The sequence below is a fragment of the Alteribacillus bidgolensis genome, assembly GCF_002886255.1.
GTDB classification, from domain to species: domain Bacteria; phylum Bacillota; class Bacilli; order Bacillales; family Marinococcaceae; genus Alteribacillus; species Alteribacillus bidgolensis.
Genome location: NZ_NJAU01000003.1, coordinates 334,862 through 360,369 on the forward strand (window position 1 = coordinate 334,862; position 25,508 = coordinate 360,369).

The window sequence follows — 25,508 nt, forward strand, 5'->3', positions numbered from 1 at the left end:
GCATCCTTATACCTATTCTTTTTTTAAGAACTCTTTTCTTCGTTGGTATTCTTCTTCATCAATCTCCCCCGAAGCAAAACGTTCTCGAAGGAGTTCGAGGGAGGAATCTTTTCTCTTTTCAAACGGTTTGATCACCAGACTCAACAGTCCGTAAATAAGAAGTCCCACCAGCACAATAGCAAGTAGATTGGATATCATCATCCCGCCATTCATCATCGACATCATTTACTGGTCTCCTCCCTTCTTTTATAGAGTGCTTTCTCCTTTTTCCGCTAACAGGTTCCATGTTTCTCCGCTATTTTCGGTATAATAAATGTCTTTTTGCTCGGTCACAAACACGACCGTATTTTCCTCAGCAGGATTCTGAGCAATATACAAAATAGAATTATCTGTTTCTAGCTCTGGAAGCTGCCATTCATCGATATTTCTCGTCTCTGGATCTATCTGTAGCAATTGCACGCTCTCCCCCGTTCCGGCTGCAAATAGGCTTCCGTCATGACCAAACAAAACATCTGTAATTCTTGTATCCACTCCCAGCGGTTCAAACATATCGCCAAAATCCTCAGACAAGTAGACATCACTTTTCGTGCCAATGGCGAGGACTTTTTCCTTTGTTGGATGGGCGGCGAGACTGGTCATTTCTTCTTGGATTCCCTGTAGGGCGGAACGCTCCCATGTTTCGGTTTCATCGGTGCTGTAATAAAGACCAGGGGCCTCCATTCTAGAGTTGGGTTCGGGGTTAAACACAAAAATGGTATGGGTGTTGTATCCCACATCCATATGATGAAAATCAATTTCTTCGTACAGGTCTAATATTTCTAGGGATTTCCCATTATCCGTGCTTTTTATAATACCAAAAGGATTGCCATAATCTGAGCTTGCCGATGGGTGTCCACTGCTGTAAAACCCATCATCGACCATAGAAAATCCCATATAGTCATGTCTTTCTCCTTCCGCCATTTTCCATTCACCGTCTTCCAACACTCGAAGTCCGTCATGAGCGGGAACGTAAGCCTGTTCACCATCCTCAGTAAAACCTATCCCATGCATATGAGGGAATTCAATATCCTCACTATCAATGCTGTCGGCATTGCTATTACATCCGCTCAAAAGAAAAATAGAAGCGGCAAAGATGAACAAAGGCCATTTATAATGTTTCAATGTATTTTTTTTAGGAGAATGAAATTTTTTCATGGTATATCCTCTCTTTCTTCCTATTAAAATGGAAGGCTGTCATGCCAATCTTTTTTCATTTATTGAAAATGAAAGTCTGTTCGTCATGGAACATTTATAAGGAAGGGAATATTGCTAGTTAATATTGAAAAAACATGGATAACTGTTATCTATTACAAGAAGAACATTTATTACTCGTTTGTTTTTCCATCCCTTTTAAGCGTTGACCGATGTAGATGACACTAGCTGCCATTAACGATAATGTTGCCATTTGTACCAAATTGACTAGCCAGCCAGATTCATTTGTCAACAATCGAGATAGTGGATCTGCGGTAGCAGACCCAAATAACACAAGAAGCAAAGGATAGATAGCCGGCAAACTGCAGCTCACAAAGCAAGTTGCCGTCACAGCAACACTAGAACCCATCGTGCTCCCCATCGTCTTCATATCCCATTTCTTCTTCAGCCGCCATTGGTAGATAACAAAACCAAGCGCTACTCCAACTAATCCAACGAAAGACGCAAACAGAAACAATCCGGCAACAGAAATATTCCCAAACAAATGAAGGGGTGGCCACCAAAACTCAATACTTGGCCAGATCGACAAAGGTCCGTAGGTTTGGGAGACTTTTATGTACCCTTGTTCCAATACTTTAGAAGTATTAGGGTCAGCAATCGTAAGCATCCCTGACGCAAAGAGGTAAAATGCTCCATAGACGAGGGTGGTGCTTCCCACCACGATTCGGTACCACGGAAAGGTTAATAAATAGTGGATATAGATCCCTATGTGTAAATAAACAATCCGCCATAAAGCCACCAGCGTCAAAGGGAAAACCAAGTAACCAGCATAAAAAGGAAGAGAAGCGATATTCACCACGCTGCCGCTGGAGTATAGGGATTCCTGAATCCAAATAATAAAGAGCCATACCAGGAAAAGGCCGATGATTGTAATCGAACGCATGACAGTTCTTCCCTGTTTATGACGTACACCAACATAAAGAAAGGTTCCCCAAATGCTCCCTAAAAGTAGTAAAGAACCAATGATAACAACATTCCTTACCCAATCTACAATCTCTGTCTCCATTCTTATTTCATCTTCCTACAGAGTTTCTATTTTGTTTAGGACTCGGTGAAGCAGCTTTCTTCATTTCCTGAACGGATTGTGAGAGCTTTTGATTTTCCTCGATTAATTGATTCATTCTATGCTGGGCTTTCTTCCATTCCCGTGAGGTATCTGCCGGTTGACCCTTGTCAGCTTTGTTTTTCTTTTCCTTTCGGGCCATCCATATTCCCTTTCCACAAAAGAACAGACACACGACTTTAAAAGCGATTAACGCTATTAAGATAGCATCCATGATATATCCTCTTTTCCTCTAGAATCGTTGTTTCCTTTTTAAACTTTCTAATTCATTCATAAGGGTGTGGTTTTCCTTTTCTATTTCATCCATTTGAGCACGGATCTTCTCCCAGTCTTCAGACAACATCTGATTTGATGACAAGTTTCCTGCTTTCCTTTTAGTATGGCAAGATTCTTTTTTCCTTCCCAACATACTGCAAGTACTTTTATATGTTCCTGATTTGTTCAATCCCCGAAAGCAAGGAATCATCAAAAGCAACAACACCCCAATCAGTAGATAGGTAGATACCATTATATAAAAACCTCCCTTTTCCCTATTGGACAGCTATTACTAATCTGTTATCACCAATATAGTAAAAGAATGTGTTAAAACTATGAATAAAATAAATAAATTCTATGGTTTCATTAGGTATGGGGAAAAACCAGGGAGGTAGAGGATCATCTAGAGTCTTTTTTCATATAACCATCTTTGCCAAGAAAGAATCATGCATAACGTTTGCCCGGTTATGAATATGTAACAAGGTTTTCATTGCCTTTCAGTCTCTGAGTGTCAAAAGGGGGGAGGATGACTTTTTTGTTCTGCTCTAGTTCAGGGTAAATCTATAAATAAAACTCTTCTATTTAGGTTTTATTTCATAGCTTTTAGTCGGAATATCACTAATAGTTAGTTCTCCATCCTGTTGTTTTTCTTTTGAAACCCACTGTTTAAAAACATAACCCATGGCAAAACCAAAAATGATTTCCTGGCAAATCTTCATCACAATACCTGCTAGCTGTTGATCTCGATAATCACTGAGAAAAGATAGTGCTACGTCTCCTCCGTGCATCATCATGTTTGGGTTTGTATATGTTTCATACATAGGACTGCCTGCAAATATCATTAAGGCACAAGCAGGAGTAATGAGAATACCGTTTAAAAAGATATAACCAATACGTCGTAAATCGGATAAATAAAAATCTTCTATAGGTGCTGGATCCAGGATATGCCACCACATAAGCCAAGCTCCAGCAAACAAAACGGCCTGGTAAAAGTTAGGTAGTACTGATGCCTGCATCATAAAATCAAATACCAAAGGGAGATGGTAAATGGAAAATAGAGTATTAAATCCAATTAAACCCATAATAGGACTCATTAAAATACGATACGATCTCAAAGATTTTCGTTTCCATTTATGAAGTACAGAATATAATAACCATTTTGGTATAGCCAAGATAAGTAGCGGGATAGCCACATAGTAAACCAGTACCATTTGAGTCATGTGCAAAGTAAAAATGGAGTGTCCAGCGGTATAAAGAGGACTTCCTAATCCTAGGTATAACGATATAAGAGCTAGTCCAAAATATATTTTTTGATGCAAAGGGACGTCTTCTGCCCCAATAAATTTATGGCGCCATTTAACAGTGATCCAGTAAAAAAAGAAAGCAATTCCTAATAGAACAACAATTATTTCAGGTGTCCACAATGTCCAAAACGAAAATGAATCAAAAAGTCTTTCCATCCCTTCTCCTTTCTTCCGTATTTATCCATGAAAAATTTTATAGAAAGTGTTATATCTTATTGAACCTATACTAAAAAGAGGGCTATAGCTGATAAGCATGGTTAGATCTTAAGGAGTTAAATTATTGGGTTCATCAAGGGTTTGGTACTCTCTGTTCCAACGATCCTTACCCCATATCCATAAGAACCTTCCTAAACAAATGAGAGCTAAACTTATAAATAAAGCACCATTAACTTCCACATGAATCATAATCTGTCCCAGTATTGCTATGACTAACCCATAACTGATTTGACCTTTTGTACTTTTCGGGGAAGTTTTCGGATCTGTAATCATAAAAAACGTAAAAATTAATAATCCGCCCCACATAAACTCATTAAAGATAGTACGGAATGATTGATCCCAGAAAAAAACTCGCGCGGAGCCAGCAACGGTAAACCCACCTAGAAAAGAAAGAATAGTAGAGAATCGTTTCACTTTATAAACCATATACGTTCCAACAATAGCTATAATAAATAATAAAGCTACATAAAACCCCCATTGCAAAGGAGCTGTAGCAACCGTTTTTGGAAATAAAAGGATAATAGCTACAATCCCAATATTGGAAGGGTTAAAAATGTGATTCCCTTTATACTGAAGCAAGTGTTTTGAACCTATTGCCACAAAAGAAACGATCAAAAATGGAATAAAAGTGTCTGCTCGCAGCAGGAGAGCTATACTTAATCCTGTAATTATTGCACTTTTTGGAAATCCAATATTACCGTCCTTCATATAGGTGAGCAGCAGTTCCAAAACCGTACACGTAATCAAGGTCACGATGATTTGTAAAGGAGTTACTTGAAACTTCAAGTATAATTGCCCCAATAAAGTAAAAAACGTCAAAATGATAATCTGTAAACTTCTTGGATCGCGAATCATAGGAAACCTCATAATTTTTTCAATTCCTCTAAAATTGATTCTAACGGGACATACATTTCATGTGGTGAAATGTCATGCCAGCGTACCGTTCCCTGTTCATCAATGACAAAAATAGAATGTGTATTCACTGGCCCCATATCCATGCCTCCTGGGACATTATGAACACCATATTTACTGCCAACTTTATGATCGACATCATATGTGATGGGAAAATCGATATTATATTCTTCCGCAATGGCCTTAGACTGTTCTAATGGATCGGTAACCGCACCAACTACAACAGCATTTTCTTCCTCAAGCGACGATAAATTCTCATTCAACTCCACGAGTTGATCAATACAGGTTCCTCAGGTGTTTCCTTCATAAAAATAAATAACGACGTTTTTATCTTTATAATCTGACAGTGAGAATTCTCCCTCGGTGGACGAAAGAGTAAAATTAGGAGCTGTGGTCCCTGCAGGAAGTCCAGCAACATTTTTATCTTCTTCTACTGTCATTTGTATAACAAAAAGAGCTGCAAGAATAATGACTATAATACTGCCTGCAAACCATAACGTTTTAGTTGGCTTTTTCTTCCTTTCGGTATTCTTTCGTGTTGCTTTCTTATTTTTGTTCTTTTTATTTTTCATTGATCATTCGATCCTCCTTTTTTCAAAATAAAGCAATACTTTCTTTGTCCTAATCAACCGCTTAAGACTCCCTCAAACGGCGTTTCTAAGGACTCCATGTTATTGTAAAAATGAAATGTGTTAAAACTGTGATGAAAATATATGGCTATGGAAAGGACACAAAACCGAAACAGTTATAAACTTTAAAAGGCGGAGGGAAAATATCCTTACCATATACAAAGGAGTCCCTTTTAAATGAAGGAACTCCTTTTATATGGTTAAATAGTTCTTTATGTTCTCATCAATGCCTCTCCACTTTAAGTGATCATGTACCTATTGTTTTTTGCTGTGATATATCCCAGTCGAATAGTCTCACGTAAAATACTTCTTATTTCAAACAAAGGTTGATTGGTTTGTTTAACAATCTCTTCAATGGTTGGATCTTGTTCTTGGAAATGGATGACTTGTAAAATAAGTTTTATTTTCGATTCTGGTAAAGTGCTGTTTGGTTCCACACACGGCATAGCGTCACCCCTATTTTTTATAAATCTTTTTTACTCAAATACCAATCGGTGACTTCTAAACTTTCATCTTTTACTCTCTCTTCGGCCGACTGCTGGGAAGCAGGGGGTGGGACGACCACTTTTTCTCCTTGTTTCCAATTCGCAGGTGTTGCTACTTGATGTTGATCCGTTGTTTGAATGGCTTCAACTAACCGAAGAATTTCCTCCATGCTCCGACTCGTTGTTAACGGATAGTAGATTAGTGCTCGAATCACTTGCTTGTCATCTATAACAAAAACAGCCCTATTTGTTTCAGTGATGCTTTCCCCGGGGTGGATCATGCCGTATTTTTGGGCGACCTCTTTACTTAAATCTGCAATGACCGGAAACTCGATCTTCACTCCCTGTTTTTCTTCAATGTTACGGATCCAGGCAATATGCGCTGGCAAACTATCAACACTTAACCCGAGTAATTCGCAATTCCGATTTCTTAATTGCAGATAAATCTCCTGAAAAGCAACAAATTCGGTTGTACAAACCGGTGTAAAATCTGCCATATATAATGCCTCCTTTTCGGTTTAGCGGAACTTCACGCTGATTACAAATATAATCCTAAATATTGGGGTTGTTAGAAATATGATAAATGTATGGTAAAACTATGAAATTTAAATTTAGTAACAGAAAATAAAAAAGCCTTCCCTTTTCATGGAGAAGGAGGGAAGGCCTTGATTAAGGAGTAAATACTACATTATTGCTCTTCTGTATAATCTGTTGCCATTTTTCCAGGAGCTTGTATGCGAAACGGGATACTTACTGTCTCTCCGTTTTTCTTCACTGCTTTTACCGTCATTTGAATGGTGCCGGCCCCATGAATAAAGTTTCCGGTGAGTCGGTAGGCTCCATTCCCAAGCGGGAAAGCAGTATGTTCTATATTCCAGGATGGAAACATAAAAAAGGAGGCTCGCACTTCTTCAAATTCCGATTCTTCCTCAAATTGAATGGTGATATCATTTTTACCAATCCGGAAGGGTTCGACGTCAACGGATACTTCTACATCCTCTTTTTCCGCCATGGAAGGATAAATTCCTTGTTCGGCTTCTTTTGGCTGCAACTCAATTAAAATGGCTGCTGCAAATAGAAGAAGGACTCCTACCGCCACTTCCATTCTTGCTCGGAAAAAGAAGAGAAATATACTGGATGCTGATAAATGTTTTAAGGATAACCGCTGACCGATGGCAAAAGCCAAAATAACCAACACTAAACTGACTTTTATTCCAAGCACCATCCCCCACTCGCTGGAGATCAGACTACTGAACGTAAAGGACGGTATGTATTCCACGGTCATCAATACGCCTGTAATAATGATTAAAAGAATACTGAAAAACGCCCACTTGGCATAAGAAAGACCAGTCGTTTTCAACCATGTCACCTTTTCTTCTCTGGGAGAGAGGATGATAAGGCCAACGAGTCCACCCATCCAGATGGAGACTCCAAATAAATGTAAGGCGTCCAAACCCACTCCCCACAAAAGATTATGGTACGAAGAAACCGAATGCCCGGTAAATGACCACAAGACCACGGCCACACCAAGTAAAGCTAGATGAGAAAGAGGTTTGCTTTTTTTAACCCAGAAAGCAGACACAAGTAAGATCATTTGAAGGCCGGTTACCCATATAAAAGGCAGCAAAAAGAATTCTTTCCAGGAAAGCTGAGAAAATTCTGTCCGATATTGAATAAGTAGCAACATCAATCCGGTGATGCTTACCACATACAGAGCAATGGAGGTTTTTTCCCAGCTCTTCCCTCGGCCTTTTCCTTTGGCAATAAAAACTTTAAACCATGTTCCTCCAAAGAGCGTCAGCAAGCCAGTAAATGCAAGCCAATATTTTAGGGATGTACTTGCCTTTTCTAAGGAAAGGGAGGGAATAGAGATAGCATCCCCATTCTCTGAAGCAAAAGAAGTGACTTCTCCCACCGCAAAGTAAAACGTGCCATTCTTGCTGCCCTCCTCTACGGATGCATACCAATCTACGCTGTGGGTTCCCCTGTCCAACGTCTCTTCCACTTCAATGGTATAATGCGTGGGGTCCTCTGGATCAACTTCCGGTTCCCCGGTTTTTATAAGACTCTGCTTATCATTGTAGAGAGCAAAAGCCGATATATCCGCCGGTTGTGACAACCATAGTTCAATCTGGTTCGGGGAAGAAGCAATGATGGCTCCGTCCTCTGGATTAGAAGCTTTTAAAGAAAGGTTCTCTAGGCCTTCCTTCACCTGATTTTTTGGTGTAGCAATCTCAAAATCGTAGGTCTCTCTTAAAGGATGGCCATCCGAACCAATTACTTCAATATCAACTGTATACTGCCCCGGTGGCAGCTTATCTTTAATTGGAATGGTTATATGCCGTTGGTTTTCCTGATTTTTAAAGGGAGAAGCGATATTCATCTCCTCTCCCTCTTCATTTGTGACAATAAAGGACTCACCATGTACGTTTACCGTATCGGCAAACCAGATGTCAATCTTTTCCGGGGGGTCTTCTAGTTTGCTTTTTGCTTCCGGAGAAGACTTTTCAATGGAAGAATGACCTTCCACGGGCAATTCAAAAAAAAGAAAAAGAAGACTAACTAGAAAAATAACACCAAGCAAAAATCGGCCTGAATCATGCTTCCAAATATTTTTATTTTGTATCTCTATCATGTAACCACCGCACTCCAACCTTGCTTTATGTAATAGGAATATCCCGACGGTACAAAAAAGCTCTCTTTTATCCCGTTTCCTTCTTTGCGACTTCTTAATAGAAAGCGACTTACTTTCCTCCACCCGTCGGAACATCCATTTTTTCATCATCCCTATGCTTATCGTGAATTCTTTTTTAGGTTTTCTATTTCTGCTGTTAACTGTTTGTTTTTCTCTGAAAGGTCATGCATGCTTTTCTCAAGGTCTGCGTTTGATGAGGAGGAACAATCTTTCTCGTAATTCATCATACCTTTCATCATCCAAAACATGACAATAAGCATCACTGGGCAAGCCAACAAAGCTAAATAATACAGCCACTGTTCCATTTTCATCTCTCCAGTCATTTTTATAATAGATCTTTCCGTTTGGAAACTCTTCTCCTGTTATCTTAAAAAAAATGTGAGGAAACTATGATCAAATTTAAAAGATGTCCTCCATACCCGCTTTTTCCTGAAGTTAAAAACAGTAAGTTATTTAAATGCCTCCTTGTTCTTGTCATAAGATGACTATAACTAGGAATTTTGATAAAAGTGTGTAGAAAAACATTTTTATTCGTTAAAAGTCTTCACATATTGAACACATCTTTTTTTTATAGTAATTGTATTAAAAAATTCCCCACGGGAATGTAATCTATCTACCTGGAGGTGAAACGCTATGTTGTATTCCGTTCCAGCTATGGATCGGGTAGCTGTGGAGTTGGGACCTTTCACGGTTTACTGGTATGGGGTGATTATTGGAATGGGAGCGTTACTAGGTTTTCTTCTGGCCAATAAAGAAGCACAAAGGCGAGGAATGCCAAAAGACATTTTAGCCGACTTGCTCATTTTTGCTATTCCTATTTCGATTCTTTGTGCGAGGCTTTACTATATAACTTTTCGATGGGAGTATTACTCGCAATACCCTTCTCAAATTCTTGCCGTATGGGAAGGAGGCTTGGCCATACACGGTGGATTAATCGGAGCCGTGATCACCGCCGTTATTTTTGCGAAAGCGAAGAAGATTTCTTTTTGGAAGCTGGCTGATATTACGGCGCCAAGTATTCTCCTCGGACAGGCCATTGGGCGCTGGGGAAATTTTATGAATCAGGAAGCACACGGAGGTCCGGTGACAAGAGAGTTTCTAGAAGGACTGATGCTGCCTGAATTCATTGTTAATCAGATGTATATTGATGGCATCTACTACCACCCAACCTTCTTGTATGAATCACTTTGGAGCTTGGCGGGAGTGTTGTTCCTTCTTTATTTGCGGAAAGTTAATTTACGACGAGGAGAACTGTTTTTAAGCTATCTTATTTGGTATTCGGTTGGCCGATTTTTCATTGAGGGAATGCGCACGGATAGTTTAATGATCGGTGAATCCCTGCGAACGGCCCAGGTCCTTTCTTTTCTTTTGATTGTCGTTGCCATTATTCTTCTAGTTTATCGACGAAAAGCAGGGCTTTCAAATGTTAGGTATCTTGAAAAGGCGAGCTAAAGTTAAAAGAATTAAAATAAGAACCTATTTTGATTAACTTTTTTCAAAATAGGCCCTTAATCCTTTTTGATTTTCTAACATCTTTTTTAAATGATTAGAAAAGACACCCCTAAAAATAAGAGCGAAGATACCACGGCTGCTGTTATGTTATAAGGAGCCATGGCCTGGACATACTTCATGTGGTCAGCCTCGGCAATGCCTGCAGACATCGCTGTCATTCCCGAAACAGGAGAAGTTACATCTCCAAATGTACCTCCCGAAAACACGGCCGCCGCTGCTAATGGAATGGAGCTTCCCGTTGTCACAGCCAGAGGAATGGCTACAGGCATCATTAAAGCCCACGCTCCCCAAGAAGAACCAATAAAATAAGTGACGGTTGCCGTAACAACAAACACAAGGAAAGGCACCCAAATTGGTGATATATTTCCTTGTAATGTTGTTTCAATCAACTGAGTTAACCCCAGGTCCTGTGAGACATCAGAAATAGGCCAAGCTAAAAGTAAAATAATAATGGTCGTCATGAGCTTATTTCCGCCCTTGATAAAACGATCTGTCATCTTTTTTAAAGATAATCCCTGTACAAGAAAGAGAAGAATGGACACCACTAATGTAATGATCAACGCCTGCAGCATCATTCTTGATGGTTCCTCACTGCCAATCATGAGAAAAAAGCTTAAGGCGATCAAAAGAATAATTGGAACGAAAATATTGAAAAGACGAGGACGCAGTTCCGGTTTTTCGTTATCCATCCCCATTTTCATCCCCATCCCCTTCCCCTTCTTTTCTCCTTTCATGGCAGTCCCTGTTTGATCTTTAGCACTGTCTGCTTTTTCCGTATTTTCTCTTTTCCCTTCCTCGAATTCTTTGGAAAACTCTGTGGCAAAAACCCCACTGTTTCCTATATCAGCTTTTGTGGTCTCCTCTTGTTTGCCTTTTATCCATTGCTTCATCATTCCAATATTAAAGGCTGGGATAAGCGATAATAGAGTGATTAGAATGGAGATATAACTAAAAAAGTGGAATGGCAGTGATTGAATAAACAAAGCCAACGGATCACCACTTATCCCGGCAGCTTGCATTCCCTTATTTAACACACCAATAATATAACCGATAAAAGTGGTCGCCAAAGGGATTAAGACAATAACCGGACTAGATGAGTTATTAAGCATGTATGCCAATCGTTCCCGAGCGACACCATACCGTTTGGCCAATGGTTTAATAATGGCCCCGCCTGCTACTACTCGGAACCCGCAATCCATAAATGTGATTGGCAGTAATCCCCAGGAAGCAAGAAGTGTCTGATTAGGTCCTTTAATAAACGTAGAGATCCACTGAGCAAAAGCTTGTACTCCACCAGCGGCCTGTATTAGAGCAACTAAGCCACTAAATATATATAAAAAAAGCAACACATCCAGATTTCCTATGTCTGTTAACACCCCTGTAATGTAGACCAGCGTTTGATTCAAAGACTCCGTCAAAGAACCAGTATAAAGCCAACTTCCAACCCACAAACCAACAAGCAAAGATGGAATCACCTGTTTGGTCCACATCGCAAAAATAACGGCTACAAGTGGTGGAGCAATGGATAGCCATAGTTCCATTTGCATGATCATGTCCTCCGTTCTGTATAAAAACAATATAGCATTAGCTTGTATATTCTTATGCAATATATGTAACCTATTCATGCTTGTCTGCTTTTTCAACAGTCGTAGAATTCTGCCTTACTCATATAGCAAAACAAGAATTCTACGTCCTATATCCTATTTAAATCCATGCCCTTAACTCATCATACTTTGTTCCATTCTGTGTAAACGTTCATCTATACTGTCTACTTTCCGTTTGATTTCATTCGTTTAACTGCATGTGTTGCAGCATCATCTCCATCATGGGATCCATATTCTCGTTAGGCATTCCGAATTCGTTTGGTGAGCACGGGATAAGGGAACATATCCATAAAGACCGTGACTTCCATATTCTGAGAAGAAAGGATGAGTGTCATGACTTACGAAGAGTGTATTAAGGAATGTCTAAACTGTATGGAGCAGTGTAACCGGTGTTTTAATGACTGCTTGAACGAAGACAATATAAAAATGATGGCGGAGTGTATCCGACTCGACCGGGAGTGCGCAGACATCTGTGCTTTTGCTGCGAAAGCGATGCAGAGCAACAGTCCATTTGCCAAACAAATCTGCAGCTTGTGTGCTGACATTTGCCAGGCTTGCGGAGATGAATGTGCTAAGCATGATGAAAAGCATTGCCAAGACTGCGCAGAAGCATGTCACCGTTGTGCAAAAGTGTGCCGTGAGATGGCAACAGCTTAAATTTCATGTAGGCCTGGAAGAGAACATGCCTTTCCCTTCCAGGCTTTTTCATTTAGAAAAAAGAAAAGAGAACTCGGTGGAAGGATAAGAAAATTCAAAGGTAAGAAGTTGTTATGGATTTGATAAGGAGGCTATGGACCATGGAAAACTACAAAAAAAACAGTCTAACACTTACGAGTGCTGTTGCTTTAGGGACGGCAGTCATGATCGGAGCAGGCATTTTTGCTCTCTTAGGTCAGGTGGCTGAATTATCAGGAGCTTTTTTTCCCATTACTTTTCTTTTAGGTACTATCGTGACTGGGTTTAGTGCCTACTCTTATGTGCAAATGTCTCATACGTATCCGGATGCCGGAGGGATAGGTATGTTTTTCGTGAAGGCTTATGGGAAAGGCACCATAACAGCTGTGGCTTCTCTTTTGATGGCTGTAACAATGGTCATTAACCAGAGTTTAGTTGCACGTACGTTTGGCACCTATACCTTACAGCTTTTTAATATAGACAACAACACGTTTCTAGTTCCTGCTCTAGGTGTCTTGCTGCTGGCATTTGCTTTTATCATTAATATCACCAATAACCGAATCATTGGATCGTTCTCTTTTGTCATGTCAGCCCTTAAAATCGGCGGTATTGCTCTTTTTGCCATTGCCGGCTTATGGGTTGCCAACTTCTCTTTAGGTATAACTGGTACTAGTGAATCTGATCCAACAATCGTAAGCCATATTGCAGGTATAGCTTTAACCATTTTAGCTTTTAAAGGCTTCACCACCATAACCAATAGTGGATCAGAAATTGTAAATCCGCATAAGAACATTGGACGAGCCATCATTATCTCGATACTCATTTGTGCAGTCATCTATGGCCTGGTAGCTTGGGCTGTCTCCAGTAACCTCTCCATAAGTGAAATCATTCAAGCCAGGGATTATGCATTGGCTGAAGCAGCACGACCGGCATTTGGTTCCTATGGAGTATGGTTTACCGTGCTTATCGCCATTATTGCGACCGTTTCTGGCGTCATCGCCAGTATTTTTGCCGTGTCTCGTATGTTAGCCATGTTGTCCGATATGCAACTTATTCCCCATAAACACTTTGGGATGCCGGGAAACATTCAAAAACACACGCTTGTTTATACTGTAGTGATAGCCATCACGTTGACTGTATTTTTTGACTTAAGCCGAATTGCATCCATGGGAGCCATTCTATACTTGGTGATGGATATTATGTTTCACTGGGGAGTGTTACGTCACTTACGAAAGGAGATCAAAGCAAACGCTTATGTGATAGGAACAGCCATTATGTTGGACGTCATCGTGTTAGGTGGATTTCTTTGGATTAAAATAAACTCTGATTTATTAGTCGTTATTATTTCTCTCATTATGTTTTTGCTTATTTTCGTTGGAGAAAAGTACTTTTTAACCGCCCATCCTCCTAAACATGACCATTCATCGATGCATCACTAATCATGCAACACTTCAAAAGATGGAACTCCTAAAAATACTAGGACTACATGGAATCATTTGTTTCATATAGATGAAGTAAAAAAATAATTCCATGTGGAGGTTGTTTATGAACTGGGAGCAAAGAGTATCAATGCCTGATGTAACAATCGCTCCTTATCAAAGGGGTAACAATACGAGATATTTTAAGTTAATTGCAGAGCCAATTCACCACAACATTTTGTCAGATATAATGCTCGAAGCATTAGGTTATAACGGTACTACTCCGGGTCCGCTCATTGTTATGGAACAAGGAGAGTGGATCCAACTGGAAGTAGAAAACCGATTAGACGAACCGACCTCTCTTCATGTTCACGGCTTATCTAAACCTAATTCACAGGACGGCATACCTGAGATTGAACCTACGCCTTTTATTCAACCGGGAGAATCGTATATCTACCAGTTTCAAGCATGGCAGGAAGGTTCATTTTTTTATCATGCCGGCCCTGTTCTCCAAGTTACACAGGGGCTTATAGGAGCTTTTATTGTCTTGCCGAGACAGGAAAACATCCATCCCTTTTGTCTTCCAGATCGTGATTACATTTTGTTGATCCAGCAGTGGCAGATTGAGCAGCCGGAACTAGGAGAGGTATTTCCAGGTACCTATAAGCCAAATAAATTTGCACAACAACCTAATTTTTTCACTATAAATGGGAAAGCTTTCCCGGAAACATCTCCTATGTATACGAAATATGGAGAAAGGATAAGACTTCGCTTCATTAATAAAACAAACGCTTCCCATTCCATGCATACTCATGGGCATGATTTCCATGTAGTGTCAGTAGATGGATTTCCTAGAACGACCATGGACGATACAATAAGTGTTGCCTCTGGCCAAAGGTGGGATGTCGAATTTTACGCGAACAATCCTGGAGTGTGGCCGATTAACGGTACGAAAACATTCCATCAAACAAATAACGGTAAAACCCCGGGTGGGATGATCACAAGACTACAATATGTTTAAAAACTCAGTTGTCCTTACAAACAGATTATTTTTCATTTCTCGCGTCAACTGCAAGAAAAATATCTTTATAATATTTGTCGATTCGTTCCACTCGAAAACCATTTTGTTTTATCAGGTCAAGCGTACGGCGGTTTAAATGACAGCCATCACACAGTCTTTTCCAAAATGGTGTGAGCCAATCCTGTAAACGACCGAGAAGTGGGCGATCTACTCTGACATGTTCTAAAAACAAAATAGGGGCCCCGGGTTTACATACACGCCGGATTTCCTGCAGGGCACGATTCGGATTGGGAATGGTACAGAGAACTAACGTTCCAATAGCAGTGTCAAAGGTATTGTCATCAAAGGGTAAATGTTCACCAGAAGCATCCACCAGTTCTACAGGAACATGAGCATTTTTCACTTTGGGAAACGACTGGTTTCTCATCGATGAATCTGGTTCTATTGCTACAACTTTTTCTGCGTTTTTATAGTAGGAAAAATTGGCTCCTGTCCCCGACCCAACCTCCAATATCACTCCTTCTTGTTGGGAAACTAAACGCTCGCGAATGTTTCCCATTCGCATTTTTTCAAGTGGTCTCATAATCGGATCGTATATTTTAGAAAACAACGTGCTCATTTGTCATCTCTCCCTAGGTCAGTTTTGTAATGTGAAACATCATATGGACGCTCAAAAAGGAAGATCATGTGAGACCTTCCTTTCCGTCATTCTTTATTCAAATGCTAAACGGGACGAATTGGGCGAGATAACTGGAAAGCATCTGAAAGTACCCGAAAAAAAGCATGACGCCCATAATTATCATTACGATACCGCCAGCTTTCTGAATACGGGGCATCAGCTTATGAAAGCGTCTTAACTTATGTAGAGATTTTGAATAAAAAATAGCGACTAATAAAAACGGTATCCCCATCCCAACAGAGTAAATAAAGAGCATCCCCATACCAGAGATCATCGTTTCACTTTGACTTGCGAGCGTTAAAATAGAACCAAGTACTAACCCTACACAAGGAGACCAGCCCGCTGCAAATAGCAAACCAAACATCACGGAACCACCGAAACTATTTGTTTTCGTTGGCTTGGAAGATATCTTCTTCTCTGACATTAAACTGCGAATGGACAACACTCCGGCCATCTGCAGGCCAAATAACACAATAATAATACCACCGATTTGTGCTACTAGATTGTTATACCGGCTGAACAATTGACCAATAAAAAGTGGAGGAGGCGCCTAGTAGCATAAATATAATGGTAAATCCCAAAATAAATCCAAGGCTTCTTAAAAGAATCAAACGTTGATCGGCCTTAATTTCATTTTGGGATACGGCGGTACCGGTTAACTGAGCTAGATAAGCTGGAACTAATGGGAAAACGCATGGAGATAAAAAAGAAACTACTCCTGCTCCTAATGCCAGCCAAATCGTTACCTCATTCATTTCTATTCCTCCAAATATATTTCTAGAAAGGCTGGATTCGCTCCATATACCCTTGTATATCTTTTTCTGTCATTCCACCCGTTAGAATATCAATAATTTTTCCGTCTTTGTTTATGAGAAAGGTTGTTGGCAACGGACCAATCCCATAACTATCTAAAACGGCGTTGGAAAAGACAATGGATGGCGGTCCACAAAACGTTCTACTGCTAATTCTGATTCCCCCACGTTCACCGCAAGAATCTCTACCCCTTTGTCTTTATATTCCTGATATTGATTTTCCATGTAAGGCATTTCTTCTTCACAAGGAGGGTAATATGTACCCCAAAAATTCAGAAAAACACTTTGGCCTCGGTAATCATTTAATTCAACGGTTTCTCCTTCAAGTGTTTCCAATTGAAAATTAGGCTCAATATCCCCCTCCATAACTAATGTGTTTTCATTTTGAAAAAAATTGGAGTAAAAAACATAACCAAGCTAAACGCCAATTACACTTAGGGTTGACACCCGAAAATATAGTCGTTTCCTTTTTTTAGACACTATTCCTTTTCACCTCCTTGTCCAAGACATCTCCTGCCCTATCGCTTCTATTATTTTATAAAATAATATGAAAAAACGATGAAGCAAAAAGAAAAAGAAGTGAAAATTTCAAGGAAGGCACTCTAAAAAGTTATGTTTACACTTATTTATTTTCACTTGCGTGATTTGATGGATAATGGCTTTTATCCTCAAAATCTATAGGCAAAAATGTTAAGAACACAATGAGAATCCATACGCATGTTCCAGCATACAAGAACGAAAACATACGTTTATTTTGAGGTTCTTGGGTGATAATAAAATACCTTAAACAAAATGTAATAGATAAAATAATAAATAAAAAACTAATAAACAATAATTTCTGACCCTCTGCGGGCGATAACATTTCCGAAATCATAGTTCCCATCATTCCAGCCATTGCCCCGTTAAAAACACCTTCAATAGACGCCAAAGGACTAAAAAAATAACCGATGAATGCTCCAATGAGACCAGTAAGAGTAATGCTGCTTACAGTGGAGAAGAAAAGATTCCCTTGAAATTGAATGCCTATTATAATCCCTAGGGTAAAACCAAAAGTCATACTTAATGACATGGTCATGACCATATGGTGCGTATGGGAGCTATTCCCCCTGTATTCTCGTATAAAAAAAACAACAAATAGCATGGAGATAATATAAAGCAATAATACCCAAACCAATATTTTTCCCCTCCGTGTTCTGACACTTATTATTATGATTGGACAGAAAGGATATGAGAAAATAAGTTAGCAGTCTATTCGCCTGAAGGCGTTTTTATGTCATGCTACAGCTTGACAACATGGCTTGAGGATCGCTGCACCATTTCACCATGAGTGTGTGGTGCCAATTCATCCCCAATATCATGCAACAATCATATGCTCATCTTCATTATTCTGATAAGCTCTCGTAGCAGATTACTTTTTATTGCTTCGATTGGTAATTCCCCCCTAAGTCCTCCGATATGAACGACAATTCCTTTAGACTCCGCCTACACGCCTATTTCCTCGTCACATACCTTACATATAACGAAAGGGGTAAATTTAGGTGAAAGCAGGGTGATCTTCAATGAATAGAAAAAATAATGACTCTTATTCTTCCCCTTATCTGAAGGCAGAATCCCAGAATGAAAACAAGCCTGAGAACAAAGAAGAAAAAATAGAAGTTGAAAAGACGGAAGAACAGCAAAGCCGATATCCGTGGACAGAATTATTGTTTGGGAGAAGCCCCACTCTTCCTACTTCGGCAAAGAAATATCAAGACAAAGAAAACAATAACGACAAATGAGAAACATTGGAAATTCAATTCATCATAAAGAGGACATAAAAGCGCGGTAACCACTCTTTGTTTAATCAGTTGTATATTACATTAATAAAAAGAGGTGAAGAAAGTGGGGTCAAATAACGACAAACTACCAAAGTCTTTTTATGAATCTGCATTCTATGATTTGATGAAGCATATGGAATCTTTCGTTGATGAATCTTTTCAACACTTCCACTCTTTGTTTAATAGACAAATGTTTGAGATAGAGGTATATGAGACGGAATCTGATATATTGATGGAATCTTCGCTGCCTGATTGCGAGCGTGACCAAATCCAACTAGAAATCATCGGTAACCATTTAAGGATTTCCGTGGACGACTCTGCCATGTTAGAAGAAAAAAACGATCAAAGTATATCCCAGAAAAAAGAGCAATCTTTTAAAAGGATGGAACGTTTGATACCACTTCCATTACCTATTTCTGAAAAGGACGTAACTGATTAAGTTTTATAGATACATTTCATAGTTTTTTATATAGAAAATATAACCGAATTCAGCTTTTAAAAATATTTTAGAGCTTGCTTCTCTCCCCCCTATCCATGTAAGCTTCCCTGTAATCGGTGAGGAAAACGATAGCTACTAATCGGAATTTGGATAAGGCTGGTTTTTTCTTCCAAAGTAATCCCGTAGATCTCATCACATAGACTGGCACTAAATCCAAGGAGCGGATGTCCCCCTAACCCAATAGCAGACGATACCAGTAATAAACGCTGTACGAGCATGCCCGCTTCGATCTGTTGAATGCGATACCCTCTGTACCCCAGTTCCATTTTGAGGTGGTCTTGATTTCCTACTACATGTAGGCAGATCGGAATTTGGAACATATTCACATCTTGCAGAGACATTCCTTGTTGAATCCAAAGCCGATGATCCCCAAGACGTTTCTGTCGCAACACATGAGTAGCGCTGTCATAGTGGTAAGCACCATCTGGAATACCTTCAACACCATAAAAACAGCCATATAACGAGACACGATATCCGGAATTTTTTTGTCCTCTATCCAAATCATTATGATACGAGAAGGAAGCCGTTGCTTCTTGCAACAGAGTGGCTAATTGCTGTTGACTTATTTTGCCCAGAACAAAATCCATTCCCGGGGAATAGCGTTTACGGCAAACCGATGCAAAATCATATGAGAACCGTTTCACGTTAGGAAGGGTTAGTGTTTGCTCCTTACGGTTAATGCTTTTCTCCTTCTCCTCTATCTGAAGAAACGATTCCGTTGATTCCATCAGGCATGATTCGTTCATTTTGACAAGCATTGGATACTCTTTGATCTTTTCCGAACGGGTATAGTGATTATGTCTAATCGGTGTTAGCTCCTGGCACAATTCGGCGCTAGAGACAGTGCCGTTTTTGTCATTCTCTGTAGCACGCCAAGTGGTCTCGGGCTTCAATGACATTGGAATAACAGCATACACGCTTTCCTCTTGTTCAGATAACCCGAGCAGGTGGTTAACGGCTCGATCAAGAAATTGGAAGTATACTCCCGATGAAAAGCCAAATCTTTTCGTGACTTCTAACAACTGACCGATTACTACTCCAGTATCCAGGCCTTGCAGGCGGTAGGAAAAATTATGGTATTTAAAGAAATTCTTCCAAAATATCGTCGAAACAAAAACGGTACCAAAACAAGCCGACATATCACAGCGATTCCCAAGGGACTGAGATAGATATGAATCGAAATTACCTTCGCGCAACAATACCAATTGGTGATGCGCTACATCATAATGATAGACTCCATTAGGTGTATCCTCCATTTTTAGGTAGACGTATAATTCATTTGGATACAACGCTCCACCAGAGGGCACAAATCTCCGTAACCATTGCATCAGACCCGTTTGTTCTGTAGAATCTAAGGCATCAACGGATTGACAACATTGAGTGAGACCGAATATATACCAGAGGAAATGGCCAATTTCACGAAGGTCTGGTTTCACTATCACTTGCCGCTCTTTTAGCGTTAGAGGTACTTCTTGAGAGAGTGGAAATACTGGCAAGTCTCTATAAATCTTATATGGAAGCGGTGCGTCTTCCCAATCCACCTCCCAGTCCGGCGGGCTAATCTTACCAGAATTAAAATGCAGATTGTGTAGAAATCCTTCTAAATTCATCCTTTTCCTCCTTCGCTGCCTATGGAAACGGATGCGGATGTGGATTGAGCTGTTCAAGCGTCAGTGGTTGTTTTACATAACCAAGCTCTACTGGTACCCTTAGCACCCTGTCTAGTCCTTCCAGACGGGTAAAGTGATGCCCAAATGTCATCGGCAACATCCCCGGAATGAGTACTTTCACGCAATGTAATCCATTCCGGCCTATTTCTGGTCTCGTCTGGTCGACCACAATCACATCGAGGTTTAAGCGTCGAAACAGTTGCAGAATCTTCTTTATATCCTCAGTCAGATCCGTATGCCCCTCCCTCCGCTTAAACTGCTCATCAAACGTTTGTAATGGACAATTTTCATCTAGCAAAAATTTCAGGTGCTCCTCTGCTTGCGGCAAGCTATACAACATGGAGTGATCTTCCATCTGTCGTACCAAAGACGGGTCGTGAAACATTCGTTCCGCTTTTTCCCGATTTATATCAAATTTCTTGTCAAGCATCAGCATTGTACTGGATAACTCATGAATCGCGCTTTTTGCCGCTCGTATCGGATCCAGATGAGCACCGGCCGCACAGATCAGATTCACTCCCTGTTGTTTCCGGTTTTTTGCTAACGCCCAAACACTTGGAATCTCATTCTCCATCGTCGTGTTAAACAAATATAAATCGAATCCTGCCACCATCTTCAAACGGTCGACCATCAATCGCAATTCCGTGTCATTTGCAGAATAAGGGTCAAGACGTGGGACAGGTAATTTGGCGTACCAGGTCATTAAAAAGGAATCTCGTTCCACTACTTCTAATATGCCATGAAGAATGGCTTCCTCCAAACTTCCTCCTAACGAACATCCGTTGGAAGTTTCAAATACAAAGCCTGCCTCATTAGTTAGCCCATAATAGGGAAGCCACAGAGGAACCAAAATCGGACGCTCATGCAAGAACGAATAACCCCACACCCAATCCATGGTACGGTTAGGATCAAACTCACGAAATGGAAAACCCGGCTGTTCATACTGCTCTTTCGTATGAACCCCGACTTCGACAGGATGGAGCGCCTGATCGGAGAGATTGTTGAAGCTATCTTGGATAACTGGTAGTTTCCCACCACGGGGGGCTAAACCGGAGTATCGCTCCAATCCCTCCAAAATAGCCGTCACCTCGCTTTCCTCATAGGAATGAGTCCGCCCCCCTGTTCCCACATCACCTGAAAATAACGGCAGGTTTACACCTGCATCAGCAAAAAGTGATGAGAGATCAAGCATTTGCTGATTTAAAATACCAGTCCGATCATCTAGATAATCGTTCACTAATACTTCTTTCAATTCATCGATCGAACGGCTGCGGTAGACATCTTCGCTTACCTTCGGAATTGGTTGAAGTGAAATTCGGACATTTATGGATGAATGATTAGGCCATTGGCCACAAACCGTACATAGCGGGTTGGGGAGGAAGAAGTGTCGTGAGCTCTTTAATGTTTTTAGGTTGATAAAAAATATTCGTCCTTCCAAGTGAGGACGTTCACCTTGCAGCACTCTCTGTGACTCTGCCACAATGACGTGAACCATATGCAAAAGACCCGTACGCGATGCCCAAGCATCATGTGGGATTCCCCCGTGAGACGCCAGTCTCTGTTTCAGTCCCCGCATCTCCTTCCTATCGATTCCTGCCATAAGGCGCCGTAAGTCCGCACACTGGGAGCATCCCGGCATACCCTGACGAACCAGTGGTCCGATGACACCTTCGCCCAATGAAACAAACCCTCGCAGCCAAGGAATGTCAGCCGATTGAAACACCTCTTCCGCCTCACAGTGAACAGAGGGGTGCCAGGCATCATGCAATACCAAAGCTAAATCTGTAGTGTCTGGTATTTCTTCTTTCAAATCGGTATAACGAATGACCTGGTATTGGGAAGACAGTTCTCCGCACACGAAATTGGCCAACAATCCTTCTCCAACAATCACCACGACAGCACTCACTTCGATTCCTCCTTTTGAAACAACACACCAAATACACCTGCCAGTTGTTTTTTCAAAAATGGTTCCAGCGCTAGATCTAAGACCAACAGCTGCTTGTGGTGGTATTTTAAGACCTGCATAGCGGACTTTAACATCTCCCGTGAGGGCGTCTCTTCACATGCTGGTATGACAAGACTTTTCGAGTCCTTTTCTTCCAAAAGAACGGAAGTCTTTTTTAACTCTTTTGTCTCGAGGTATGCTGCTTTGTTTTGTTCCGTCGACAGTGCTTGTTGCAGCGCCTTCCGTAATGCCATTGTTACATTCAACCCTACACTGCTATACCAGTGTTCTCCTGTACCAACCCAAACCACAGGGAAACCGCACATTTCCTCTCCCATCCCGAGCTTCGGTGCTCCTTTCATCGTGGTTAGGGCCTGTAAATAAAATAGACACTGTTCATCTTCTACTTTATTTAATTGGAAACGAAAAACCCGAAGTTTTTGATTCACCCGTTGTTTTTCCAGCTCCTCGGTCAAACACTTTTGCAACCCACGAGCTATGCCTTCTGCAACCGTTTCCCCCGCTCCCACACCCACAAATTCCTGTGAATCTACCGTGATATTTACTTCTTTTTGAGGGGACGTAATGGGCAATTCGGTCATTCGTGAAACATATGCTTCAATTCCGGCCAATCCCGCTTCCCGACGTGCTTCCTCATGCGTCATACCTGTGCATGTGATATCCGTCAAAAGCGGAGTCGGCCCTTCCGACAAAGCGTCAGCTACCTGGACGCGGCATTGAGCTAATGGAAGCTGCTTCAACTCCCCCTCCTCCCAAATATGAAAAATCCCCGATATTTCGGAAGTTAATGAACTAAAGTAGGAAAGCAATCCACTCGACTCATTTCTGCCTGAATGTCGTTCAAGTAGCAGATCGGGATCCTGAACCCGTTTAGCTGACGTTTCGGTTATCAATGGATGAGGAATAAAGGAATGCCAATTTCCTTCTAACGTTTCTAAATTCAGTAAGTAAAATTGATTATTTCGTACTGATTCTGCTACACCTGTTACCTTTTTGAACAATTCAAATACGATGACATTGGCCAATGTTGCTACTGCTGTTGATGAAGAGCCATATGACTGCGAATCTTGAGAAAGTGCAGAATGATGTAGTCGACGCCATGCTGATTCCCAGCATCCTTCAGAATCTGGATGAACCGACGGACCCGCTAAACCAACCTGCTGTAGAACGATGGCAGGAAGTAAAACTTTCTTCTCTTCTCTACAAAACGTGTGAAGAATACGTAATTCATCGATATCCCCCTCTTGTGAGGTGTACAAAATCCAATCAAACGGTCGTAAAACCTCCCGCAATGAGTCTATGCTCTCTGACCCTAGACTAACCTCCTCCAGCTCGACCTGTGGATCTGTTTTACTGGCATAAGCCGCCAATTCCTCCAAACGCTGCCGATTTGTTGGTACCGACTTCATCATCAACATATGGATTTTAGGTAATCCAGATTCTAACAATGCCGCTATCAACGAAACAAAAAAGGGGCCAGATCCGATAGCCAACACTTTAGCCTGACGATAGGACTCAAAACGATGTGCACCTGAATCGCTTACATTTTCCAAGAATTCAATTTGAAAAGCATACTTTTTTAGTACCTGTTCTGGCATTTGGTGGGGAAGGTCTTTACTTACATCCCGTACAAATCCATTTTGGTACAACAGTTCAGCGATCTTATATATCTGGTCTCGATGCTCAACCGATAATCCGTTCGTTAAGTCCTCCAGTGTGTGTTCTCCATTGAACATGGGTAAGAGTTTTTCAACCCACTGATTGATCGTCCTCCCTTCTATACGGAACGAACATGAGTTATTTCGAAAATACACACTATCATTTGAATCAGGGATGAAAAAAGTGTCCCTTTTCACTTTTAGACGCATAGAAGGGGCCAAATTTGTCATTCCGTTCCTCCTAACCCATGAATATAATTCTTAAGTCTAAACCTCACCTCCACTATCTTATGTACTGCATGTTTGTCCACTTTCATCATTTGAGCAGAGATAAACCCCTGCACTTATGCAGGGGCTGACTCTTCTCTTTGAAAAACGATCGTTTTTACTTTTTGTCACCTTAACAATGGCAGTGATGACAGTGATGACAGTGGTGGCAGTGATGACAGTGATGACAGTGGTGACAGTGGTGGCAGTGATGACAGTGATGACAGTGATGGCAGTGATGGCAGTGGCCTCCACTGTATGGTGAAATGTACGGGCCTTGATTTTCGCATGATCTCACATTACTTCCCTTAAACTCGTTAACACTCAAATCTTGGAGTTCTTTTTTGAAATTATCCATTTTAATACCCCCGACTTATAAAATTAATAGTTGTGCCATAATACCTTTAGAGGGGTAGTTCGTCGTTTTCTTCATTGTTTTTTTATTTGTTCAGCCCTTTTGGTAAAAAGAAATCATAAAGTTACTTCTCATTTTTTAGGAGATTCCCTCTTTTGGTCCTTCCGTTCTACCCTATTCAACAAAAGAATAAATGGGGCTTTTATTAAAAAAAAAATAGGCATGAATTTTTAAATTTTTTTAGAGACTTTGCCAGGTAACAGCAAAAAGATCCATCCTTCCATCCATTCGTAAAAGTAAAAACATTACCTTCCCCTTGTTATACTGGGTTATCATTTATTACTACAGAGATGGATCGATAAAGAAGGATTATTTCTTCATATAGACTTAGATCAAATAAACGTTGAGGAGAATGAATATGACTAGACGAGCAAGAAGAAGCTTTACGAAAGAATTCAAAGAACAAATCGTCCAGCTGCACGCTTCAGGAAAACCCAGAGCTGAAATGATCAAAGAATACGAGTTGACGCCATCTGCCTTTGATAAGTGGGTTCGCCAATCCCAGGCCACTGGTTCCTTTGAAGAGAAAGACAACCGCACACCCGAACAGGAAGAACTGATCCGACTACGGAAAGAGAACCAAAAACTTGCCATGGAGAATGATATTTTAAAGCAGGCCGCGCTGATCATGGGACGAAAGTAGATGTGATCCGAAACAACCGTCACAAATACTCGGTATCAGCAA

The 25,508-nt window shown here is 40.7% G+C and carries 26 protein-coding genes and 2 pseudogenes; 7 read left to right on the forward strand and 21 right to left on the reverse strand.

Annotation, left to right across the window (positions count from 1 at the left end; translation table 11 throughout):
- Window positions 1–12 precede the first annotated feature (12 nt).
- From CEF16_RS22965 to CEF16_RS23025, 12 genes are all read right to left on the reverse strand, one after another.
- Window positions 13–225 carry an SHOCT domain-containing protein gene (locus tag CEF16_RS22965; RefSeq protein ID WP_091588138.1) on the reverse strand — a complete coding sequence of 71 codons (213 nt, stop codon included), beginning with the start codon at window positions 223–225 and terminating at the stop codon, window positions 13–15.
- Window positions 226–246: 21 nt separating this feature from the next.
- Entirely contained in the window at window positions 247–1,194 is a 948-nt protein-coding gene (locus CEF16_RS22970; RefSeq protein ID WP_096241798.1) for a F510_1955 family glycosylhydrolase, read from the reverse strand.
- A gap of 145 nt (window positions 1,195–1,339) precedes the next feature.
- Complete coding sequence (locus CEF16_RS22975; protein WP_091588142.1) at window positions 1,340–2,257, reverse strand: hypothetical protein; 918 nt, start codon at window positions 2,255–2,257, stop codon at window positions 1,340–1,342.
- A 7-nt stretch (window positions 2,258–2,264) separates the two neighbouring features.
- Window positions 2,265–2,528 (reverse strand): hypothetical protein, encoded by a 264-nt coding sequence (locus tag CEF16_RS22980; RefSeq protein ID WP_091588143.1) that lies wholly within the window; start codon window positions 2,526–2,528, stop codon window positions 2,265–2,267.
- 18 nt (window positions 2,529–2,546) lie between these two features.
- Window positions 2,547–2,822 (reverse strand): hypothetical protein, encoded by a 276-nt coding sequence (locus tag CEF16_RS22985; RefSeq protein ID WP_091588145.1) that lies wholly within the window; start codon window positions 2,820–2,822, stop codon window positions 2,547–2,549.
- Window positions 2,823–3,147: 325 nt separating this feature from the next.
- Complete coding sequence (locus CEF16_RS22990; protein WP_091588147.1) at window positions 3,148–4,029, reverse strand: cytochrome c oxidase assembly protein; 882 nt, start codon at window positions 4,027–4,029, stop codon at window positions 3,148–3,150.
- Window positions 4,030–4,137: 108 nt separating this feature from the next.
- Entirely contained in the window at window positions 4,138–4,944 is an 807-nt protein-coding gene (locus CEF16_RS22995; RefSeq protein WP_170032369.1) for an RnfABCDGE type electron transport complex subunit D, read from the reverse strand.
- 8 nt (window positions 4,945–4,952) lie between these two features.
- Window positions 4,953–5,573, reverse strand: coding sequence for a peroxiredoxin family protein (locus tag CEF16_RS24715; protein ID WP_342750514.1), 621 nt, complete (start codon window positions 5,571–5,573; stop codon window positions 4,953–4,955).
- 296 nt (window positions 5,574–5,869) lie between these two features.
- A complete protein-coding gene (locus CEF16_RS23010) occupies window positions 5,870–6,076 on the reverse strand; it encodes a hypothetical protein (protein ID WP_091588152.1) in 207 nt (68 codons plus the stop codon).
- Between the two features lie 17 nt (window positions 6,077–6,093).
- Window positions 6,094–6,612: a peroxiredoxin gene (locus CEF16_RS23015; protein WP_091588153.1), complete on the reverse strand. Its 519-nt coding sequence runs from the start codon at window positions 6,610–6,612 to the stop codon at window positions 6,094–6,096.
- A gap of 191 nt (window positions 6,613–6,803) precedes the next feature.
- Window positions 6,804–8,750 (reverse strand): copper resistance CopC/CopD family protein, encoded by a 1,947-nt coding sequence (locus CEF16_RS23020; protein WP_170032375.1) that lies wholly within the window; start codon window positions 8,748–8,750, stop codon window positions 6,804–6,806.
- Window positions 8,751–8,908: 158 nt separating this feature from the next.
- Window positions 8,909–9,115 carry a DUF2933 domain-containing protein gene (locus CEF16_RS23025; RefSeq protein WP_170032378.1) on the reverse strand — a complete coding sequence of 69 codons (207 nt, stop codon included), beginning with the start codon at window positions 9,113–9,115 and terminating at the stop codon, window positions 8,909–8,911.
- Window positions 9,116–9,443: 328 nt separating this feature from the next.
- Between CEF16_RS23025 and lgt the strand changes: the two genes are divergently transcribed.
- Window positions 9,444–10,262 carry a prolipoprotein diacylglyceryl transferase gene (gene lgt / locus CEF16_RS23030; RefSeq protein ID WP_091588158.1) on the forward strand — a complete coding sequence of 273 codons (819 nt, stop codon included), beginning with the start codon at window positions 9,444–9,446 and terminating at the stop codon, window positions 10,260–10,262.
- Between the two features lie 86 nt (window positions 10,263–10,348).
- Here the strand turns inward: lgt and CEF16_RS23035 are convergent, their stop codons facing one another.
- Window positions 10,349–11,869: a Na+/H+ antiporter NhaC family protein gene (locus CEF16_RS23035; protein ID WP_170032381.1), complete on the reverse strand. Its 1,521-nt coding sequence runs from the start codon at window positions 11,867–11,869 to the stop codon at window positions 10,349–10,351.
- A gap of 381 nt (window positions 11,870–12,250) precedes the next feature.
- On the opposite strand from CEF16_RS23035, the gene CEF16_RS23040 reads away from it, so the two are divergent.
- The 3 genes from CEF16_RS23040 (at window position 12,251) to CEF16_RS23050 (ending at window position 15,040) form a co-directional block, all read left to right on the forward strand.
- A complete protein-coding gene (locus CEF16_RS23040; protein WP_091588161.1) occupies window positions 12,251–12,583 on the forward strand; it encodes a four-helix bundle copper-binding protein in 333 nt (110 codons plus the stop codon).
- A 140-nt stretch (window positions 12,584–12,723) separates the two neighbouring features.
- Complete coding sequence (locus tag CEF16_RS23045; RefSeq protein WP_091588163.1) at window positions 12,724–14,040, forward strand: APC family permease; 1,317 nt, start codon at window positions 12,724–12,726, stop codon at window positions 14,038–14,040.
- A 106-nt stretch (window positions 14,041–14,146) separates the two neighbouring features.
- A complete protein-coding gene (locus CEF16_RS23050; RefSeq protein WP_170032400.1) occupies window positions 14,147–15,040 on the forward strand; it encodes a multicopper oxidase family protein in 894 nt (297 codons plus the stop codon).
- A 25-nt stretch (window positions 15,041–15,065) separates the two neighbouring features.
- Here the strand turns inward: CEF16_RS23050 and CEF16_RS23055 are convergent, their stop codons facing one another.
- The 5 genes and pseudogenes from CEF16_RS23055 to CEF16_RS23070 form a co-directional block, all read right to left on the reverse strand.
- Entirely contained in the window at window positions 15,066–15,659 is a 594-nt protein-coding gene (locus CEF16_RS23055; RefSeq protein ID WP_091588166.1) for a class I SAM-dependent methyltransferase, read from the reverse strand.
- Window positions 15,660–15,756: 97 nt separating this feature from the next.
- Entirely contained in the window at window positions 15,757–16,191 is a 435-nt protein-coding gene (locus CEF16_RS23060) for a cytochrome c biogenesis CcdA family protein (RefSeq protein ID WP_367888749.1), read from the reverse strand.
- Window positions 16,192–16,225: 34 nt separating this feature from the next.
- Entirely contained in the window at window positions 16,226–16,474 is a 249-nt protein-coding gene (locus CEF16_RS25165) for a cytochrome c biogenesis CcdA family protein (protein WP_342750516.1), read from the reverse strand.
- 22 nt (window positions 16,475–16,496) lie between these two features.
- Window positions 16,497–17,011: pseudogene (gene resA / locus CEF16_RS23065) on the reverse strand (thiol-disulfide oxidoreductase ResA).
- Window positions 17,012–17,153: 142 nt separating this feature from the next.
- Window positions 17,154–17,705 carry a hypothetical protein gene (locus tag CEF16_RS23070; RefSeq protein ID WP_091588168.1) on the reverse strand — a complete coding sequence of 184 codons (552 nt, stop codon included), beginning with the start codon at window positions 17,703–17,705 and terminating at the stop codon, window positions 17,154–17,156.
- Window positions 17,706–18,090: 385 nt separating this feature from the next.
- On the opposite strand from CEF16_RS23070, the gene CEF16_RS23075 reads away from it, so the two are divergent.
- Window positions 18,091–18,309 carry a hypothetical protein gene (locus CEF16_RS23075; protein WP_091588169.1) on the forward strand — a complete coding sequence of 73 codons (219 nt, stop codon included), beginning with the start codon at window positions 18,091–18,093 and terminating at the stop codon, window positions 18,307–18,309.
- A 103-nt stretch (window positions 18,310–18,412) separates the two neighbouring features.
- The gene (locus CEF16_RS23080) at window positions 18,413–18,787 is read left to right on the forward strand and encodes an Hsp20/alpha crystallin family protein (RefSeq protein ID WP_091588171.1); all 375 of its coding nucleotides are present in this window, start codon (window positions 18,413–18,415) and stop codon (window positions 18,785–18,787) included.
- An 89-nt stretch (window positions 18,788–18,876) separates the two neighbouring features.
- Here CEF16_RS23080 and CEF16_RS23085 read toward each other — a convergent pair whose 3' ends face one another.
- Genes CEF16_RS23085 through CEF16_RS23095 form a run of 3 tightly spaced genes read right to left on the reverse strand, consistent with a single transcriptional unit; the run spans window position 18,877 to window position 24,372 of the window.
- Window positions 18,877–20,457 (reverse strand): SagB family peptide dehydrogenase, encoded by a 1,581-nt coding sequence (locus CEF16_RS23085; RefSeq protein ID WP_091588173.1) that lies wholly within the window; start codon window positions 20,455–20,457, stop codon window positions 18,877–18,879.
- A gap of 19 nt (window positions 20,458–20,476) precedes the next feature.
- On the reverse strand, window positions 20,477–22,423 hold the full coding sequence (locus tag CEF16_RS23090; protein ID WP_091588174.1) for a TOMM precursor leader peptide-binding protein: 1,947 nt from the start codon (window positions 22,421–22,423) through the stop codon (window positions 20,477–20,479).
- Window positions 22,420–24,372 carry a putative thiazole-containing bacteriocin maturation protein gene (locus CEF16_RS23095; RefSeq protein WP_091588176.1) on the reverse strand — a complete coding sequence of 651 codons (1,953 nt, stop codon included), beginning with the start codon at window positions 24,370–24,372 and terminating at the stop codon, window positions 22,420–22,422. The genes CEF16_RS23090 and CEF16_RS23095 overlap by 4 nt, the downstream gene beginning before the upstream one ends.
- An 809-nt stretch (window positions 24,373–25,181) precedes the next feature.
- On the opposite strand from CEF16_RS23095, the pseudogene CEF16_RS23105 reads away from it, so the two are divergent.
- Window positions 25,182–25,508 (forward strand): annotated as a pseudogene (locus tag CEF16_RS23105) (transposase); the annotation flags it as partial.